The sequence below is a fragment of the Rhizobium herbae genome (assembly GCF_017873135.1).
Taxonomy (GTDB): domain Bacteria; phylum Pseudomonadota; class Alphaproteobacteria; order Rhizobiales; family Rhizobiaceae; genus Pararhizobium; species Pararhizobium herbae.
Genome location: NZ_JAGGJV010000004.1, coordinates 129038 through 148119 on the forward strand (window position 1 = coordinate 129038; position 19082 = coordinate 148119).

16 protein-coding genes are annotated in these 19082 nt (G+C 61.1%); 2 read left to right on the forward strand and 14 right to left on the reverse strand.

Annotated features, from left to right (window positions below; genetic code table 11):
• Positions 1 to 58: 58 nt before the first annotated feature.
• Positions 59 to 1357, reverse strand: coding sequence for an adenylosuccinate synthase (locus J2Z75_RS12225; protein ID WP_209852592.1), 1299 nt, complete (start codon positions 1355 to 1357; stop codon positions 59 to 61).
• Between the two features lie 206 nt (positions 1358 to 1563).
• Between J2Z75_RS12225 and J2Z75_RS12230 the strand changes: the two genes are divergently transcribed.
• Positions 1564 to 2469, forward strand: a complete 906-nt coding sequence (locus J2Z75_RS12230; protein ID WP_209852595.1) for a DMT family transporter — start codon at positions 1564 to 1566, stop codon at positions 2467 to 2469.
• 5 nt (positions 2470 to 2474) lie between these two features.
• Here the strand turns inward: J2Z75_RS12230 and J2Z75_RS12235 are convergent, their stop codons facing one another.
• From J2Z75_RS12235 to ybgF, 9 genes are all read right to left on the reverse strand, one after another.
• Positions 2475 to 2987 carry a GNAT family N-acetyltransferase gene (locus J2Z75_RS12235; protein WP_209852598.1) on the reverse strand — a complete coding sequence of 171 codons (513 nt, stop codon included), beginning with the start codon at positions 2985 to 2987 and terminating at the stop codon, positions 2475 to 2477.
• Positions 2988 to 3074: 87 nt separating this feature from the next.
• Positions 3075 to 4670 (reverse strand): phosphoglycerate dehydrogenase, encoded by a 1596-nt coding sequence (serA, locus tag J2Z75_RS12240; RefSeq protein WP_209852601.1) that lies wholly within the window; start codon positions 4668 to 4670, stop codon positions 3075 to 3077.
• Positions 4671 to 4747: 77 nt separating this feature from the next.
• Complete coding sequence (locus J2Z75_RS12245; protein WP_209852605.1) at positions 4748 to 5926, reverse strand: phosphoserine transaminase; 1179 nt, start codon at positions 5924 to 5926, stop codon at positions 4748 to 4750.
• A 153-nt stretch (positions 5927 to 6079) separates the two neighbouring features.
• Positions 6080 to 6889: an outer membrane protein gene (locus tag J2Z75_RS12250; protein WP_209852608.1), complete on the reverse strand. Its 810-nt coding sequence runs from the start codon at positions 6887 to 6889 to the stop codon at positions 6080 to 6082.
• Positions 6890 to 7078: 189 nt separating this feature from the next.
• Positions 7079 to 7900: an outer membrane protein gene (locus J2Z75_RS12255; protein WP_209852611.1), complete on the reverse strand. Its 822-nt coding sequence runs from the start codon at positions 7898 to 7900 to the stop codon at positions 7079 to 7081.
• Between the two features lie 236 nt (positions 7901 to 8136).
• Positions 8137 to 9489 carry a phosphoglucosamine mutase gene (gene glmM, locus J2Z75_RS12260; RefSeq protein WP_209852614.1) on the reverse strand — a complete coding sequence of 451 codons (1353 nt, stop codon included), beginning with the start codon at positions 9487 to 9489 and terminating at the stop codon, positions 8137 to 8139.
• A 318-nt stretch (positions 9490 to 9807) separates the two neighbouring features.
• Entirely contained in the window at positions 9808 to 11751 is a 1944-nt protein-coding gene (gene ftsH / locus J2Z75_RS12265; protein WP_209852617.1) for an ATP-dependent zinc metalloprotease FtsH, read from the reverse strand.
• A gap of 95 nt (positions 11752 to 11846) precedes the next feature.
• A complete protein-coding gene (tilS, locus tag J2Z75_RS12270; RefSeq protein ID WP_209852620.1) occupies positions 11847 to 13250 on the reverse strand; it encodes a tRNA lysidine(34) synthetase TilS in 1404 nt (467 codons plus the stop codon).
• Positions 13240 to 14235, reverse strand: coding sequence for a tol-pal system protein YbgF (gene ybgF, locus J2Z75_RS12275; RefSeq protein WP_209852623.1), 996 nt, complete (start codon positions 14233 to 14235; stop codon positions 13240 to 13242). Before ybgF ends, tilS begins: the two co-directional genes overlap by 11 nt.
• Positions 14236 to 14559: 324 nt before the next feature.
• Between ybgF and J2Z75_RS12280 the strand changes: the two genes are divergently transcribed.
• Positions 14560 to 15405: an alpha/beta fold hydrolase gene (locus J2Z75_RS12280; protein ID WP_209852627.1), complete on the forward strand. Its 846-nt coding sequence runs from the start codon at positions 14560 to 14562 to the stop codon at positions 15403 to 15405.
• An 83-nt stretch (positions 15406 to 15488) separates the two neighbouring features.
• On the opposite strand, the gene pal is transcribed toward J2Z75_RS12280, so the two are convergent.
• The 4 genes from pal to tolR form a co-directional block, all read right to left on the reverse strand.
• Positions 15489 to 16013 (reverse strand): peptidoglycan-associated lipoprotein Pal, encoded by a 525-nt coding sequence (gene pal / locus J2Z75_RS12285; RefSeq protein WP_209852630.1) that lies wholly within the window; start codon positions 16011 to 16013, stop codon positions 15489 to 15491.
• Positions 16014 to 16191: 178 nt separating this feature from the next.
• On the reverse strand, positions 16192 to 17493 hold the full coding sequence (gene tolB, locus J2Z75_RS12290; protein WP_209852633.1) for a Tol-Pal system beta propeller repeat protein TolB: 1302 nt from the start codon (positions 17491 to 17493) through the stop codon (positions 16192 to 16194).
• Between the two features lie 38 nt (positions 17494 to 17531).
• The gene (locus tag J2Z75_RS12295; protein ID WP_209852636.1) at positions 17532 to 18599 is read right to left on the reverse strand and encodes a TonB C-terminal domain-containing protein; all 1068 of its coding nucleotides are present in this window, start codon (positions 18597 to 18599) and stop codon (positions 17532 to 17534) included.
• A 10-nt stretch (positions 18600 to 18609) separates the two neighbouring features.
• Entirely contained in the window at positions 18610 to 19068 is a 459-nt protein-coding gene (gene tolR / locus J2Z75_RS12300; protein WP_209852639.1) for a protein TolR, read from the reverse strand.
• Between the last annotated feature and the right edge of the window lie 14 nt (positions 19069 to 19082).

Genomic DNA, 19082 nt, shown 5'->3' on the forward strand with positions numbered 1-19082 from the left:
ACTTTCTCATACCATCGGCGTGTTTACGCCAAACTCTGCCTAGTCGTAAACGTGAAGACTAGTCCTCAAACGGGTCTGTCACAAGTATGGTGTCGTCACGCTCCGGGCTGGTCGAAAGCAGCGCCACCGGCGCCCCGATCAGCTCTTCGACCTGGCGCACATACTTGATGGCCTGGGCCGGAAGCTGCGCCCAGCTGCGGGCGCCGACAGTCGATTCTTTCCAGCCTTCCAGCGTGATGTAGACCGGCTTGGCCTGCGCCTGCTGTGCCTGGCTTGCCGGCAGATGATCGATCTCGACGCCATCCAGAGTATAACCGACGCAGATCTTCAACTCGTCCAGACCGTCGAGTACGTCGAGCTTGGTCAGCGCGATGCCGGTAATGCCGTTGGTCGCAACCGACTGACGCACCAGCGCTGCATCGAACCAGCCGCAACGGCGCTTGCGGCCGGTGACCGTGCCGAATTCATGACCCTTTTCACCCAGGAACTGGCCGATCTCGTCATGCAGCTCGGTCGGGAAAGGCCCCTCGCCGACGCGCGTCGTATAGGCCTTGGTGATGCCGAGGATATATCCAAGCGCGCCTGGCCCCATGCCGGAACCTGCTGCCGCCTGCCCAGCCACCGTGTTGGACGAGGTGACGAAGGGATAGGTACCGTGGTCGATGTCGAGCAACGTGCCCTGCGCGCCCTCGAACAGGATGCGCGCGCCCTTGCGGCGCTGGCGGTCGAGCAGCAGCCAGACGGTTTCCATGAATGGCAGGACGCGGGCAGCGATCGAGGAAAGCTCGGTCATGATCGCATCATGGCTGACCTCGGCTTCGCCAAGACCGCGGCGCAGCGCATTGTGGTGGGTCAGCAGGCGGTCGACCTTGGCGGGCAACGTGTCAAGATCGGCAAGATCCATGACGCGGATGGCGCGGCGGCCGACCTTGTCTTCGTAAGCCGGGCCGATGCCGCGGCGGGTGGTGCCGATCTTGGTGCCGCTGTTGGAGGCAGCATCCTCACGGATACCGTCGAGCTCGCGGTGCAGCGACAGGATCAGCGTGGCATTGTCGGCAATGCGCAGGTTTTCCGGCGTGATCGTGACGCCCTGCTTGTCGAGCTTCTCGATCTCGGCGATCAGCGCATGCGGGTCAATGACGACGCCATTGCCGATGACGGCGAGCTTGCCCGGACGCACGACGCCGGAGGGCAGGAGCGACAGCTTGTAGCTTATGCCGTCGATCACCAGAGTATGGCCAGCATTGTGCCCACCCTGGAAGCGCACGACGATATCGGCGCGCTCGGAGAGCCAGTCGACAATCTTGCCCTTGCCTTCATCACCCCATTGCGATCCGACCACCACGACATTCGTCATTTCAGATTTCCTGTTTCCTTGGCGCCAGTCACTGCGCTGTCTTCAAACCCGCGCATCTATACTGTTTTGTTTTTTGGAAAGCGACCCTGTTTAGGCATGGATTGGGGGTTTTTGCATGGCATTCACGCGGTTTAGCCTATATCAGGAAGCCTCCGGAAGCTTCGGGTTCACAACGAGGCTCAAAGCAGTCTAGGGAATCACCACCTTTGAACCTCCAAGCCTATGTCATTCTCTGCATCACCACATTGATCTGGGGCGGGAACTCGGTTGCCGGGAAGATGGCTGTCGGCCATGTCAGCCCGATGATGCTGACGAGCCTGCGCTGGGTGATCGCCTGCACCGTACTGCTGGTTTTCGCCGCACCCCAGGTCCGCCGCGATCTGCCGGTGATCCGCAGGAACTGGCTGCTTTTGCTCGGCTACGGCACCGTTGGCTTTACGGCCTTCAACGCCTTCCTCTATTCCGCGCTGCAATTCACCAGCGCCATCAATGCCGTCATCGAGCAGGCCGGCATTCCGATGGTGATCTTCGTCTTGAACTACGTGCTGTTTCGCACCGCCTTTTCGATGGCGCAGATCGCCGGCTTCACGCTGACCCTGTTCGGCGTGGCGCTGACCGCATCGCATGGCGACCTCACCACGCTTCTCTCCCTTCAACTCAACCAGGGCGATGCCCTGATGATGGCTGCCGTGCTTGTCTATGCCGGCTATACCGTGGCCTTGCGCTGGAAACCCGAGATCCACTGGAAGAGCCTGATCGCCATCTCGGCTTTCGGGGCGCTCGTCAGCAGCATCCCGCTGCTCGGCTGGGAGATCGCGACAAACCGGATGATCTGGCCCGATACGCAAGGGTGGGTCATCGTCGCCTATGCCGGCTTCCTGCCCTCGCTGGTGTCGCAGATCCTCTATGTCCGCGGCGTCGAACTGATCGGTCCCAACCGCGCCGGGCTGTTCATCAACACCATCCCGATCTTCGGCACGCTGCTGTCGATCGTGCTGATCGGCGAGGCGCTGCAGACGTTCCATATCGTCGCCCTGGCGCTGGTCCTTGGCGGCATCGCGGTGGCGGAGCGCGGACGGCCGCGCCTGCCGGAAGACGTAAAAGCGCGATAGGTCTTCTAAGCGACATCCCGTTCCATATAGACGGCCTGGCCGCCATAGCTTTCAAGCTTTCCGGCAAGTGCCCCATCCATGTGCGCCGAGAAACCCTGTCGCTCCCAAAAGCCCTGCGATCCATTAACCGAGACAAGCGCCACCGTTGTGAAGCCGGCCTGACGGGCCTGCTCCGCAAGCAGCGCCGAAACCTTGGCGCCGGCGCCGGAGCCGCGCGTGGCCGGCAGCAGCGCCAGATCGTGGAGATACCATATGTCCGCCTCCACCGGGATCGCGCCAAGCCGGGCGTCGACCGGCGGCGGCGAGCGCCGGATCCACGGATGGCTGAGAACGTATCCCGAAACCACGCCATCGTTTTCCAGCACAAAACATCCCTGCGGGCAAAGCAGCAGCCGTTCCAGAAGCACGTCCTGCGCCTCGGGCTGAAGGTCATGGGCGATGCACTGGATGTCATAGATGACGCCGATGTCCGCCGGATCGGCGGGGCGCCAACGATAGGCCGTATTTTTCTCAGTCATGCCATTCGCTTTCGTCAACGACAGACGCGCCGGAGATTATCCGGCGCGTCTGTCTGTCAGTCCTTGGAACCACAATTCCCCGGGAGATCAGTCGACGTTGAAGACCAGCGGCTTGGCGGCCCGGATCGCCGGGTTGGCGCGCAGCTTGTCGAGCACGTCTTCGGATACCGCGCCATCGACATAGAGCAGCGCGATGGCATCGGCGCCGGCATTGTGACGGCCGAGCTGGAAGTTGGCGATGTTGACACCGGCATCGCCCAGCGTCATGCCGATGAAGCCGATCATGCCGGGAACGTCGGTATTGGTGATGTAGACCATGTGGTTACCGACATCGGCGTCGAGATTGATGTCCTTGATCTGGATGAAGCGCGGCTTGCCGTCCGAGAAGACCGTACCGGCAACCGAGCGCGTCTGGTTTTCAGTCGTCACCGTCAGCTTGATGTAGCCGTCGAAGACGCCCGACTTGTCGCGCTTGACTTCGGACAGGATGATGCCCTTTTCCTTGATCATCACCGGTGCCGAAACCATGTTGACGTCGGCCACCTGCGCCCGGATGAGGCCCGCGAGTGCCGCACTCGTCAGCGCCTTGGTATTCATGCCGGCCGTCGCGCCGTCGTAGAGGATCTCGATTTCCTTGATGGCGCTTTCCGTCACCTGGCCGACAAAGGCGCCGAGAACATCGGCAAGCCGGATGAACGGCTTCAGGAGCGGCGCTTCCTCGGCCGTGATCGACGGCATGTTGATGGCATTGGAGACGGCACCCTTGACGAGATAATCCGACATCTGCTCGGCGACCTGCAGGGCGACATTTTCCTGCGCTTCCGTGGTGGAGGCGCCGAGATGCGGCGTGCAGACGACGTTCGGCAGGCCAAACAGCGGGCTTTCGGTGGCGGGCTCGACTTCGAACACGTCGAAACCGGCACCGGCGACATGACCGGACTTGATGGCGTCGGCAAGCGCATGCTCGTCGACGAGGCCCCCACGGGCGCAGTTGATGATGCGCACGCCGGGCTTGGTTTTAGCCAGCGCTTCGCGGTTGAGGATGCCGCGCGTCTTGTCGGTCATCGGCACGTGCAGGGTGATGAAATCGGCCTGGGCAAGCAGTTCGTCCAGCTCGACCTTGGTCACGCCCATCTCCTCGGCCCGTTCCTTCGACAGGAAGGGGTCATAGGCAAGCACGTGCATCTTCAGGCCGATGGCACGGGCGCAGACGATGCCGCCGATATTGCCGGCACCGATGACGCCGAGCGTCTTGCCGGTGATTTCGACACCCATGAATTTCGACTTTTCCCATTTGCCGGCCTGGGTCGACGTATCGGCCTGCGGCAGCTGGCGGGCGACGGCGAACATCAGCGCGATGGCATGTTCGGCCGTCGTGATCGAATTACCGAACGGCGTATTCATGACGATGATGCCGCGGCGCGAGGCGGCCGGGATATCGACATTGTCAACGCCGATGCCGGCGCGGCCGATCACCTTGAGGTTGGTCGCAGCCGCGATCAGCTTCTCCGTCGCCTTGGTGGCGGAGCGGATGGCGAGACCGTCATAATTGCCGATGATCGCGGCAAGCTTTTCCTTGTCCTTACCGAGTTGCGGCTGGAAATCGACTTCGACGCCGCGATCGCGAAAGATCTGGACGGCAGTTTCCGAAAGTTCATCGGATACGAGTACGCGAGGTGCCATGAGAGGCCTCCATTGGTTTCGTCAAAAATTGAAAGGGTATGAAAGGACCGCGCCCTGTTGGCGCGGCCAGAATCCTGTCAGGCCGCAGCCTGGGAAAGCGTTGCCTTCTGGGTCGCAAAAGCCCAGTCGAACCAGGGCATCAGCGCCTTGAGATCCGAGGTCTCGATGGTCGCACCGGCCCAGATACGGAAACCGGACGGCGCATCGCGGTAGGCACCGATATCGTTGGCGACACCCTGCTTTTCGAGAAGCGCGACCATGCCCTTGGCAAAGGCATCCTGCCCGGCGGCATCGAGAGCGGCGACGTCGGCGTCAACGATCTTCAGGCAGACCGAGGTGTTCGACTGCGTGGCCGGATCGATTGCGAGGTTGGCGATCCACTCCGTCTTGGCGACGAAATCATCGATGGCCTTTGCGTTGGCATCGGCCCGGGCGATCAGCGCCTTGAGACCGCCGAGCGACTTCGCCCAGTTGAGCGCATCGATATAATCCTCGACGCAGAGCATCGACGGCGTGTTGATCGTCTCGCCCTGGAAGATGCCCTCGATGATCTTGCCGCCCTTGGTCATGCGGAAGATCTTCGGCAGCGGCCAGGCCGGTTCATAGCTCTCAAGACGCTCGACAGCGCGCGGCGAAAGGATGAGGATGCCGTGCGCGCCCTCGCCGCCCAGAACCTTCTGCCAGGAGAAGGTGACGACATCGAGCTTGGCGAAGTCGAGGTCCTGAGCGAATGCGGCGGACGTCGCGTCGCAGATGGTCAGACCCTTGCGGTCGGCTGGAATGAAATCGGCATTCGGAACACGGACGCCAGATGTGGTGCCGTTCCAGGTGAAGACGACGTCGCGATCGAAATTGACCTGGCTGAAATCGACCAGCTTGCCGTAGTCGGCGACGAACTTGCGGGTGTCGGGGAGCTTCAGCTCCTTGACGACATCGGAAACCCAGCCGGATCCGAAGCTTTCCCAGGCGACCATGTCGACGCCACGGGGCCCAAGCAGCGACCAGAGCGCCATCTCGACGGCGCCGGTGTCGGACGCAGGCACGATGCCGATGCGGTAGTCCGGCGGCACTTGCAGAATTTCGCGGGTAAGGTCGATCGCCTGCTTCAGCTTGCTCTTGCCAACCTTGGCACGGTGCGAGCGCCCGAGGGCTGCATCGGAGAGCGCATCAAGCGACCAACCGGGGCGCTTGGAGCAGGGACCAGAAGAAAAATGGGTGTTTGCCGGACGCAATTCCGGTGTCGCAGGGGTCGTCATCAAAGCTATCCTTCCAGATAGAAAGCCTCTCGTTAGGGAGAGGTGGCCTGCCGCCGTGAATATGGCGGAGCGGGAAGGAAGTCAAGAATGATATGTCGCTGTTGAAAAGATTTTTGACGTTGCGAGCATGGTCGGGGTCGCCGGCGGCCTCGCCTACCAAAGCGACAGCCGCAGACCCGCGCGAATTTCGTGGCGGCCGAGGCCGTCGTCGAGGCCGTCAATGTCGCTGCTGCCGAATATGTCGCCATCGGCAATCTGCGAATAGCGGTAGCCGACATCGAGCTTCAACCGTTCCGTCATGTCGTAGGAAACGCCGGCCATCAGCGCATAGGTGAAGCGCCAGCTGCTATCGCCGTCGAAGGACTGGTTGACGGGAGCAGCGCCGGAGCAGCCGGCAGCGCCGGGCACGCAGCTGGTGCGGAGCGCGACATCACTCCAGCGAAACTGCGTTACACCAAGGCCCGCGCCGACATAAGGGGTGAGGCCTGCCACGGTCGCGATATCGACATAGCCGTTTGCCATGAGGCCCATTGCCTTGTAATCGGCCCCCAGACGCCCCGCGCAGGTCGTGCCGGCCGCTTCGCCGCCGCAGGGAATGTCCGCCTCTCCCGACCCGTTGACGTCTCCTTCGAAATAGTCGCCGGTCAGGTCAGCACGGAACATGTCGTTGAACTGATATCCGACGCCCAGGGAGCCGGAAAACGGCTTGTCGAAATTTGCGTCGAAGGACGCCGAGTTCGTAGCACCAGTGCCGGCGTCGAACAGGCGAAGCGAAGGATCGCCTCCGTCGGTCCAGCCGGCATAACCGAGATCGCCACGCAGATAAAAGCCCTGCGTGCCGGATTCCGCCGCCGATATGGTGACTTCCGGCGCATTGAAGAGATCGTCCGCCGCAATCGCCTCGCCACTGGCAAGCAGCAGCGTGAGCGCAGATGCATTGAGAAGAGCGTGCCGCCAGTTCATTGGTACCGTCCTTGGAAAAGCCATCCGCGGCGGCGGGATTGACCCTTACCGCTCGCGTCTCCGAGCGTTAATCATCGCATCGACCGGTTAACCTCAGGTTAAGCATGCTTCTTAACCACTGCGGCCCCGCAGAAACGGAAAAGGCCGCCCCGAAACCGGACGGCCTTTGAAAGGGATGTGCCGTGGAGCTTACTTGTAGACAGCAGGCTCGGCCGGTGGAACGTAGGCTTCCGGGCAGCCGCCGAAGGAGTAGCGCAGACCGGCGCGGGCTTCGTGCACATAGATACCCTCGTCCGAACCAGGGCCGCTATTGGCGTTGTAGCCGAACATGTCGCCACCCAGCACGTGGCGGAAACGATAGCCGACATCGGCCTTCAGATTGCAGGTCAGGTCGATCGCCGTACCGGCCATCAGGCCGTAGGTGAAGCGCCACTTGCTGCGGCCGTCATGCTCGAAAGTCGGATCGCAATTGGCCGGATTGCCGGTTTCGCAGCTCGTGTTGCGCAGCTTGTCCCAGCGAACCTGCGTGCCACCGATACCGGCACCGACATAGGGCGTGAAGGAACCGTAAGTGCCAATGTCTACATAAGCGTTGGCCATCAGGCTCCAGGCGGCGATTGCCGAAACATCGCGCGAGGTACAGGCGACGGCGACACCGCAGCCACCTGTTGTCGATCCCTCGAAATCGGCGTTGCCGAGATAGTCGAGCGTCACGTCGGTGCGCAGGTAGTTGTTGATCTGGTAACCGACACCGCCGCCGATCGTCCAGGTGTCGTCAAGATCTGCCTCATCGAAGTCCCGAACGGAGCGGCCCGGCCCTTGGTAGAAATGGGCGCCGCGAAGATTGGTGAAGGCATAACCGACGTCACCGCGCAGATACCAGCCACTGGCCTCGGTGATCTGAACCGGCTCTGCGATCGGCTGCTCGATGGGCGGCTCATAAAAGTCCGCGGCGAAGGTCGCAGTGCCGCCGAGCATAGCTGCAACAACGCCAATCAAAATAGTCTTCATGGCCTCACTCCAATACTTCTTGTTGCTTGGTCAGCCGGCAGACCGGCCTCCAATAAATGGTGTTGGTGTGGATCATGGATAGGAAAGGTTAAGGTCCGATTAACTACAAAAATTTACCGTAACTGTTAATGATTTTGATTCATTGCCAAGCAACCCGGCTGCGCCGACGTAACAACGGACAAAAAAAGACCGGGCAAAACCCGGCCTTCTTCACGTCTCTTCAACAGATGGAAAGATCAGGGGACGTTGCGCAAGCCGCCGATCACGCCGATCAGTTCGTCGACGATCCGCTCGACCTGGGCCCGGTCATCGCCTTCCGCCATGACGCGGATCAACGGTTCGGTGCCGGACGGACGGATCAACAGCCGGCCGTTCTTGGCAAGCTCGGCCTCCGCGTCAGCGATCGCCTGGCGAACGGTGACATTTTCGAGCGACATGCCGGTCGAAACCCGGACATTCTTGAGAACCTGCGGCACCGGTTCGAAGCGATGGCAAACCTCGCTGACGGATTTGCCCTGACGCTTGACACAGGCGAGAATTTGCAACGCGGCCACGAGACCGTCGCCGGTGGTGCCGAAATCGGAAAGAACGAGATGGCCGGATTGCTCACCGCCGACGTTGAAGCCATGCTGGCGCATGTGTTCGACGACGTAGCGGTCGCCAACCTTGGTGCGATGCAGGTCGAGGCCGCGGCAGTTGAGGTAGCGCTCCAGGCCAAGATTGGACATCACGGTGGCAACGATGCCGCCGCCCTTGAGCATGCCATCCGCCGCCCAACTATCGGCGATCACCGCCATCAGCTGGTCGCCATCGATAACGGTACCGTTCTCGTCGACGATCAGCACGCGATCGGCGTCGCCATCGAGCGCGATACCGATGTCGGCACGCACCTCATGCACCTTCTTCGACAGCGTCGCCGGATGGGTCGATCCGCAGTCGAGGTTGATATTGGTACCGTTCGGCTCGTTCCCGATCGTCACGACATCGGCGCCGAGTTCCCAAAGGGCCAGCGGGGCGACCTTGTAGGCGGCGCCGTTGGCGCAATCGATCGCGACCCTCAAGCCTTGCAGCGTCACGTCACGCGGCAACGTGCGCTTGGCATGCTCGATATAACGATAGATATCGCCCTCGACACGCTTGGCGCGGCCGATCTCGTGCGACTTGGCGAGCTGTGCCGTCATGTCCTTATCGAGCAGCTCCTCGATATGTGCTTCGATCTCGTCGGAAAGCTTGTAGCCGTCCGGGCCGAACAGTTTGATGCCATTGTCCTCGAAGGGATTGTGCGAGGCGGAAATCATCACGCCGACATCGGCGCGCAGCGACCGGGTGAGCATGGCCACGCCAGGGGTCGGGATCGGCCCCAAAAGGAAGACATCGAGTCCCGCGGCCGTAAAACCGGCCACCAGCGCATTTTCCAGCATGTAGCCGGACAGCCGCGTGTCCTTGCCGATCACCACCCGGTGGCGATGCGCGCCATTGCGGAAGATCGTGCCAACGGCGATACCGACGCGCATCGCAAGATCCGGCGTCATCGGAAACACGTTCGACTGCCCGCGGATACCATCCGTACCGAAATATTTGCGTTTCATAAAAACTCCAATTCTTGTCAAAGACGCCAACACACCATCGCCGACAGGCCCATCAGGGAGCCACTTTCAGCAATATCGGCTTGCCGGGTCGCATCTTGCCGGCATGGATGCCCCAGATTGCGATCACGCGGAAAACTGCGCCTGCGTATTCTTGCCATAAAACATTCGCAACAGCATCCTGCTTGTATCATCAGAATTCATTACAGCATGTTACCAATAGGGAACCTGCCGAAACTATATTGATCCATTTGGAGCAAAGAAAAACCGCCGCACCTCAAGGAGCGGCGGTTTTATTTCGGTTTTGTACTCCGTACAAGTCTATTGCGGCTGCGGTTCAAATCCGCCTTCAGGCTCATCACCCTTGTTGCCGACCGAGCCATCTTTCTTGGTTCCGGCGGAGGGGACGGCCGAACCGCGATGCGGCGTCGAATCGTCGCCAAGGTCACGGGCAGGCTTTTCGCCGCGGATCAACGCCTTGATCTCGTCGCCGGTCAGCGTCTCGTATTCAAGCAGGCCTTCGGCAATGGCGACAAACTCGCCATGCATCTCGGTGATGATACGCTTGGCTTCCAGATAGGCCTCGTCGATCAGGCGGCGGATCTCATTGTCGATCTTCTGCGAAGTCGCCTCGGAAACGTTCTTCGACTGCGACACGGAGTGACCGAGGAAGACCTCCTGCTGGTTCTCGCCGTAAGCAACCTGTCCGAGCTGGTCCGAAAAGCCCCACTGCGTGACCATTGCACGCGCCAGCTTGGTCGCCTGCTCGATGTCGGAGGATGCGCCGGAGGTGATGTTCTCCTTGCCGAAGGTGATTTCCTCGGCAACGCGGCCTCCCATCATGATGGCCAGGCGCGACACCATCCACTTGTAGCTCATCGAATAGCGATCGCCTTCCGGAAGCTGCATGACCATGCCGAGGGCACGACCGCGCGGAATGATCGTCGCCTTGTGCAATGGATCGGCAACCGGAACCTTCAGCGCCATGATGGCATGGCCGGCTTCGTGATAGGCGGTCAGCTTCTTTTCGGCTTCGGTCATGGCGGACGAGCGGCGTTCCGCGCCCATCATGATCTTGTCCTTGGCATCCTCGAATTCCTGCATGGTGACGACGCGCTTGTTGCGGCGCGCAGCCATCAGGGCGGCTTCGTTGACGAGGTTCATCAGGTCGGCACCGGAGAAGCCGGGCGTGCCGCGGGCCAGAACCTTGAGGTCGACATTCGGCGCCAGCGGCACGTTGCGGATATGCACCTTGAGGATGCGTTCGCGGCCGTTGATATCGGGGTTCGGAACGACGACCTGACGGTCGAAACGGCCCGGACGCAGAAGGGCCGGATCGAGAACGTCGGGACGGTTGGTCGCGGCGATCAGGATGATGCCTTCATTGGCCTCGAAGCCGTCCATCTCAACCAGCAGCTGGTTGAGCGTCTGTTCGCGTTCATCGTTGCCGCCGCCCAGGCCGGCGCCACGATGCCGGCCGACGGCGTCGATTTCATCGATGAAGATGATGCAAGGGGCGTTCTTCTTGGCCTGTTCGAACATGTCGCGGACACGGCTTGCGCCGACGCCGACGAACATCTCGACGAAGTCCGAACCGGAGATCGTGAAGAACGGCACGTTGGCTTCGCCGGCGACCGAACGGGCCAACAGTGTCTTACCGGTGCCGGGAGGGCCGACGAGCAGCACGCCGCGCGGTATACGGCCGCCGAGCCGCTGGAACTTCTGCGGGTCGCGCAGGAATTCGACGATTTCCTCCAGGTCCTGCTTGGCTTCGTCCACGCCGGCGACATCGTCAAACGTCACGCGGCCATGCGCTTCGGTCAGAAGCTTGGCCTTGGACTTGCCGAAGCCCATCGCACCGCGCGAGCCGCCCTGCATCTGCCGCATGAAGAACAGCCAGACACCGAGGATCAGCAGCATGGGCAGCAGCGTACCGACATAGCTGAGGAAGCCGGAAGAGCCGTCGGTTTCGGGGCGAACCGTCACGGTCACGTTCTTGGCTTCCAGGCGCTCGGTCAAAGCCGTATCGATCGCAGGCGCATAGGTCTGGAACGTCGCGCCGCTTTCGGCGTATGAACCGATCACCTTGTTGCCGGTGATCACCACTTCCTTGACGCGACTGCCGTCAACGTCCTTCAGGAACTGGGAAAAGGGCACATCCTTCGATCCGCTACGCTCGGTCGGCTGCTGGAACATGCTGAAAAGCGCGATCAGCAGCAGGGCAATGATTGCCCATAGGGCAAAATTTCTGAAATTAGGGTTCATCGAACTCCCCGGAACCTCTGTCGCAACCCGCAATGATTTGTGGCTGCATTCTTGCGCCTAACATAGGGTTGCGTGACCGGCTTGCCAAGGCAAACTCAGGCCCAAGCTGTCTTTTCCGTCAAAACATCGTGAACCGGAGGAGCAAGATACCGGTCACGGCCAAAGAGTGTGGCGATGCTATTGGCCATCATCAGGTCGAAACACGGCAAAAAGGTGTCGTAAAGGCTAATACTGCTTTCGATGCGGGGTGTTGACGGCAAAGACAGGGGGGCGTCCGGGCGTTCCTCCGGCGGCTGCGCCGGCGCCCATGTCAACGCCGATTTGACAGCGCGCTTGGTCACCGGCTCCGGCAGACCTGCGGCAATCAGTCTCGCGCGAAGTTCGGCCGTTTCGCCTCCAGCACCAACCACGATGGACTCCGGACTGTCGTTGGCAACGAGAAAGCGCCCATCCCATATCTCTTTCTGACCGGGTTGAACAACGATCTCGGGCAGATCCCTTGCCTCGCGATAGAGATATGCCCCCGAACGGCGCACGTCGAAAACCACGCGGCCGGCCGTCATGCGCCCGCCCTCCCCACCCGTGAGAAACGCCGTAAGCCGCCTTGCTGTCTCGCGACCGGCAAGATACGGGCGCCCACCAATCACCGCAGTGACCGCAAGCACCGCACGTCTGCAATCCGGATTGGCCATATCCGCGACGAGAGCCCGATCGAGCCGTGCCGCGAGGCCTTCGAAAACGGTGACCTGCGTGCCAAGCAGGCTGGCCGCGCGTTCGCTGGAGCGTCGGCGCGCTTCGCCGGCATCAACAAACACATCCATCGCAGCGCGGATATCGCCGCCCATCGAATGCCGGACCCTGACGCGCTCGAAACTCGAATTGCTATTGCTCGGGTCATCGAGCCACCCCTCGCCCCGCGCCTTGAGATAGTCGCGAATCTCGGCCCGACGCAGACTGAGGAACGGCCGCAGCACCCAGGCGCGGCGATCGACAAGCACCCCGGCCGCCATTCCGGCAAGGCCGGGTGCATCCGGCTCCGAGCGGCCCTGCCGCATGGTGATGGTTTCAGCCTGATCGTCGGCTGTATGGCCCGTCACAAGGCACAAAGCAGCCATTTCCTGCGCGGCATCGGCCAAGAGGCTGTAGCGCACTGCACGAGCAGCGGCCTGGATGCCGGTCGCCGGTTTTTCCCCCTGCCAGCGACGGACACTATGGCGAATACCTCTTTCGGCACAGAAAGCCGCGACGGCGCGCGCTTCATCTGCGGATTCCGGCCGCAATGCGTGATCGATCGTGCAGGCCGACAGAGAAAACGCCGAAAGGCCGCCACGCATGATCGCTTCATGCAGTGCCAGAAGCAGCCCCTTCGAATCGCTACCGCCGGAAACGGCAACGAGGATCAGGCCGGGTGTCTTGCCCGTTGTCTTGAAGGTGGAGAGAAACTGTTTTGCCGCTTCGACGGCGGCGTGCGGCGCAGCGCGGTCCGCCTCAGCAGGCAAGGCGGCTCTGTTCGCTGGTGACCTTGGCCTTCACCGCCGGCGAGGCCTTCGGATAGCGTTTGTTGACCTCGCGCAGCGTGGCGCAGGCCGTGTCCTTGTTGTCGAGAGCGGCAAGCGACATGCCGAGTTTCAGCAGCATTTCAGGCGCCTTCGGCGATTTGCCATAGGCCTGGTGCGCATTCAGGAATGTTTTGGCGGAATCGTTGAACTTGCCCTGGGAATACTGCGCCTCGCCCATCCAGAAGCTGGCATCGGCTGCCTTTTCGCCTTTCGGGAACGCCTCGAGATAGCTGCGGAATTCGTTTTCGGCCTGGCTGTAATCACCCGTCAGTACGTGGCCATAGGCCGACTGATAGAGATCGCCGGGATTGTCGAGCGCCGCCGTCTGCTGCTGGGTATCCGGGGTCTGGTTGATGCCCTGGTCGACGCCTGGCAGCGTCGTTTCGAGACTCGACGTGTCCCGGGTTGCGGCAACCGGATTGCCGTTTTTATCGAATTCGATCTGGCCGAGCGTCGAGGGTGGAGCGCCGGCATTCGCACCGTCAGCGATAACCGATCCCAAACCTGCGTTGGGATCGATTGCCGTTGCTTGATCAGTCGTTGCCGGAGCGGTGCCGGATGCCTGATCATTCGTACGCGGTGTTTCCAGCTGGCTCTTCTTGGTGGAGCCGGACTTGCCGTTTTCCAGATCCTGGAAACGGAACTCGTTGTCCTCCTGGAACTTGCGGATCTGCTCCTGCATCTGCAGAAGCTGGAAACTCATTTCCTCGATACGCCCGTTGAGCGAGCGGATCGTTTCCTCAAGCTGCCCGATGCGTCCAACCTCGTTCGACTGGACTTTCAGCAGCGGCGCCTTATCCGGCGACTGGTTTTCGCCGTGAATGACGCGGTTAAACAGCGCCGAAAGCGGCATGGCGGCGACTGTCTGCCCAAAACCCGCAAAGGCGGTCAGGCCGATCATTCCCGCCACGACAAAATGTTTCATGTCATGTGTCCTGTTTGTCTATCCCACTCTCACCCGCAACCGGGTTCAAATCGGCCTTTGGATGATTGCCGCACAGTTTTCCAATTGACCTCAAAAAGCAACGGAGTTCGGTGAAAGTGTGACAAAAAAGAAAGGAACGGTCCGAATTGCCGGCCTTTTCGCCGCACGTTGGCCGCAACCGCTGCAATCAGCAGAATCCTCTTGCCCAAACTCCAAAGCGCATGCACTATGCAACTGGTTTTAATTAGCAATCACATCGCGTGCCAGCGTTGCGGCGGCATTCCAGACCAAGACAACGATGCTTATGCAAAAGGAGGACCAGACATGGCGGATTTGACGATCAGGCGCGGCGAGGTGGAGCTTGCCACCGAGACATTCGGCGAACCTTCCAACCCAGCCCTGCTGCTGATCATGGGGGCAATGGCCTCGATGCTGTGGTGGCCGGAAGAATTCTGCGAGAACCTTGCCGCTCAAGGGCGTTTCGTCATTCGCTACGACAACCGCGATACCGGCTTGTCCACGACCTATCCGCCCGGAGAACTCCACTATACCCTTTCCGACATGGCGGAGGATGCGGTAGCGATCCTCGACGGTTACGGGATCGAAACCGCTGACATCGTCGGCATTTCGATGGGCGGTTTCATCGCCCAGCGCGTTGCGCTTGCCTATCCCGATCGCGTCAGGACGCTGACCGTCATGGGTTCAAGCCCGCTGGGGATCGACGGCCTGCCGTCGTTCACGGATGCTTATGGCGAGCACGCGGCGACAGGAGAGAGCATCGACTGGACCGACCGCGCCGATGTCCTCGACTTCATGCTGCGCGACGTACGCATGATTGCCAGCACAACACATCCGCACGACACAGCCGCCGCGCGGCTGTTGGTCGAGCGGGACATGGACCGCGCCCGCTCTTTCGCGAGCGCGACCAACCACTTCATGCTTGAAGGCGGCGACGGTGAAAGGCGCCCGGCCGCGGCCGAGCTGCGCGTTCCCCTCCTCGTCATTCACGGAACCGCGGACCCGATCTTTCCGATCGCCCATGGCGAGGCTCTGGCGAACGCCGTCAGCGGCGCGACGCTGCAGCGGATCGAAGGCGGCGGCCATGAACTGCACAGGAACGACTGGCCGCAGATCACAGCCGCAATCGCTGCGCACGCCCGGATCTCCTGACATGAAAAACGGGCCGCGTGAGCATTCACACGGCCCGTTCCAAATCTGAAGAAGTCCGCGGCCTTCATACAGGCCGACGGATTTTACATGCCGGCGCCACCGAGAACGGTGACGGCGCGGCGGTTCTGCGACCAGCAGGAAATGTCGTCGCAAACGGCGACCGGCTTTTCCTTGCCGTAGGAGATCGTCTTGATCTTGCCGGCCGGAATGCCGCGCGAAGCAAGGTAATCGCGGGTCGCGGCAGCGCGGCGCGCACCAAGCGCAAGGTTGTATTCGCGGGTACCGCGCTCGTCGGCATGGCCTTCGACGGTAATGGCGTAGTTCGGATACTTGGCCAGCCACTGAGCCTGACGGTCAAGCGTCGACTGCGCATCGGCGCGGATCGATGTGGAGTCCGTGTCGAAGAAGATGCGGTCGCCGACATTGACCGTGAAGTCCTGCGCCGAGCCCGGGGTCGCAGCGTTGAGGCCGAGTTCGCCAGCGCTGTTCGGCAGGTTCTTCTTTGAGGCGCAGCCGGCAATGGCGAGCGTCATGAACAGGGCAACCATGACCGGGTTGCGGGCGATGGTCTGCATGCGGCCTTCGGCCTGGGCGTGAATGCGGCTCATGGGCCGGTCTCCTTGGATGTGTAAAATCAGGGTTGCCGAACTGTAACCGGAAGCGGTTAATCCACCTTCAACAGGTATGGTTAACAGAATGACAAAATACGTATGAGGCTTGCTAGATCAGTCCTTTGCGGCGAGAAAGCGGCAACTTCGCCACATTTCCCGCCACGCTGTCACAATGCTATTCGAGCAGCGGCGACCAGGCGGGATCGGAGGCAAACCCCTGTGTCGGCACCAGTTGTTCGTTGTAGCCGGTGAGGTCGATCGAGTAGAGCTGCGGACCACCGGCACCGGCATTCTGGCGGAAGAACATCAGCACGCGGCCGTTCGGTGCCCAGGTCGGGCCTTCGTTGTGGAAGCCGGTCGTCAGGATACGCTCGCCCGAACCGTCCGGCTTCATCACGCCGATCGAGAACTTGCCGCCCGACTGCTTGGTGAAGGCGATCAGGTCTCCGCGCGGCGACCAGACCGGCGTCGAATAGGAGCCGTCGCCGAAGGAAATGCGGTTCTGTCCGCCACCGCCGGCGCTCATGACGTAAAGCTGCTGGCGGCCGCCGCGATCGCTTTCGAAGACGATCTGGCTGCCATCCGGCGAATAGGACGGCGAGGTATCGATGGCTGGCGTCGAGGTCAGGCGTGTCGTCGTGCGCGAACGAAGGTCCATCGTGTAGATGTTGGCGTTGCCGTCCTGCTGCAGGCTCATGATCACCCGCTGGCCATCCGGCGAAAAGCGCGGCGAGAAGGTCATTCCCGGGAAATTGCCGACCACTTCGCGCTGTCCGGTTTCAAGCTGCAGAAGATAGACCCGCGGCTCGTTGCCTTCGAACGACATGTAGGTGATTTCCTGCTTGTTCGGCGAGAAACGCGGCGTCAGCACGATATCGTTGGAATTGGTAACCGCGCGGGCATTGGCGCCGTCCTGGTCCATGATCGCCAGCTGCCGCTTGCGCGCCGTCTTCGGACCGCTTTCCGCGACGTAGACGATGCGGGTATCGAAATAACCCTTTTCGCCAGTGATCTGCTCATAGATCGCATCGGCAATGATATGGGCGACCCGGCGCCAGTTTTCCGGCTGGGTGAAGAACTGCTGGCCGGTCATCTGCTGGCCGGCAAACGAGTCCCACAGGCGAAACTCTGCTTTCAGGCGGCCATCGCCTTCCTGCGTCACTCGGCCGGTGACCAGCGCCTGCGCGTTGATAACCTTCCAGTCTTCAAAGCGCGGTGCGGCGTCCGGATTGGAGATCTTCTCGATGAAGGCCTTTTTGTCGATCGGCGCAAACAGGCCGGAACGCTTGAGGTCGGCGGCGACGACATCGGAAATCTTCTGGCCGAGCTCACCTTGAAGGAAGTCGGTGACGGCGATCGGCAACGGCTCGACATTGCCCTTGTTGATGTTGATTTCCACAAGGGCGTGCGCCGGCGCGGTCATCAGGGTGACCATCGCCGCGAGCGCGATGAGAAAACGGAAGGGGTTGCGTTTCATGATTGCGGAGCCTTTCAGCCATTCATTCGTGTGATGTTCTAAAGCATGGCGCTCGGGTCGAAATTGACGACCACTTCGCTCCAAGAATCGTATTTGTCTGCCGGCAAATTATCGAACGGCGCGGATTTCATGATCGCCCGCCGAACGCTTCCCTCGAAGGTTCTGCGCGCGGATTCCGATCCGCCGGAAGCGACCACTTCGGGCCTTCCGACAATCTCGCCATTCTTGTCCAGCTGCATCGTAACCTTGATCGTCAACCCTTCGGCACCGGAGGTACCGGCAACGACGGACCAGTTATTCTCAATTCGGCCGCGCAACGCGTCCATCTCGCTGACGGAAAGCGTGTTTCCGGTTGTTTTCTTGGCACCGAGCGACGCAGTCTCCGTTGCCCTCTTCGTGCCGCCGCCGGACGAATCCTGCTTATTGAGAAGCGCTGCCACTTCATCGGCATCGAAGTCCGATTTCATAGCCGTCGAGGTCTTCTTCTTTTCGGTCTTATTCTCTTCGTTCTTGCGATCAGGCGTCTTCGCCGTCTGGGCCTGCTGCTCCACCTTGGGCTTGGCCACCGGTGTCGGAACCTTGTCCGGCAGGGCTTCCGCATCCGGATTTTCCGCGGGCTTCTCCTCGGCCGGCGTCTCCGCAGGCTTGGGGTCCACCTTGACCTCTTCCTTCGGTTCCGGCAGCGAGGCAACTTCGGTCGCAGGCTCGGAGGCCGGCTTTTCCTCGGTCACTTCCGGCGTGTCTTCCTTCACCGGCTCGGGGGTCGGAAGGGGCTTGTCCTCGGACTTGATTGCGCCTGTCGATTCCTTCTCGATCGGCTTGGATTCCGGCTTCGGCGGCGTCTTCAGATCGACGGTGTTATCGCCGACATTTTCGCCATTGTTGACCTCGGCCGGCTTCTTCGTCGGAACCGGCGATGGCTTTTCGGATTTCGGAGCCTTTTCGTCACCGAGCTGGGATTGGGTCAGTTCCTCGACCGACACCATATCGACCGGCATGGCCTCCATATTGGAAACCTCGAACTTTTCCGGGCTGCCAAGCGAAACCAACGCCCAGGTCAGCACCAGGCCATGCAGTACAGCGGATGTGATGAGACTGGTCTTCATCGTACGCGCTCTACTGGTCCTTTTTCGGCTGGGTCACGAGGCCGATGTTCTTGAAGCCGGCTTCCTGGATGCGCGACATGACATCGGCAATCACGCCGTAAGGCGACGTCGCGTCACCGCGCACGAAGATGCGCTCGCTGTAGCCGGTCGTGGCGATCGCCTCGAGCTTGGCGGCGACCTCTTCGACCGGGATCGGCGTTTCCTGCAGGAAGACCTGACCGTCGCTTTTCACGGAGATGGTAATCGGCTGCGTTTCGGAATTGAGCGCCTTTGCCTGCGTTTCCGGCAGGTCGATCGGCACGCCGACCGTCATCATCGGTGCTGCAACCATGAAGATGATCAGGAGCACCAACATGACGTCCACGAACGGCGTCACGTTGATTTCGCTCATGATGGCCTTGCCGCCACGGCCGCTACGACCGCCGCGGCGCCGGCCGCCACCCTTCGATCCACCTGCTGACATACCCATGGTCTATCTCCGTC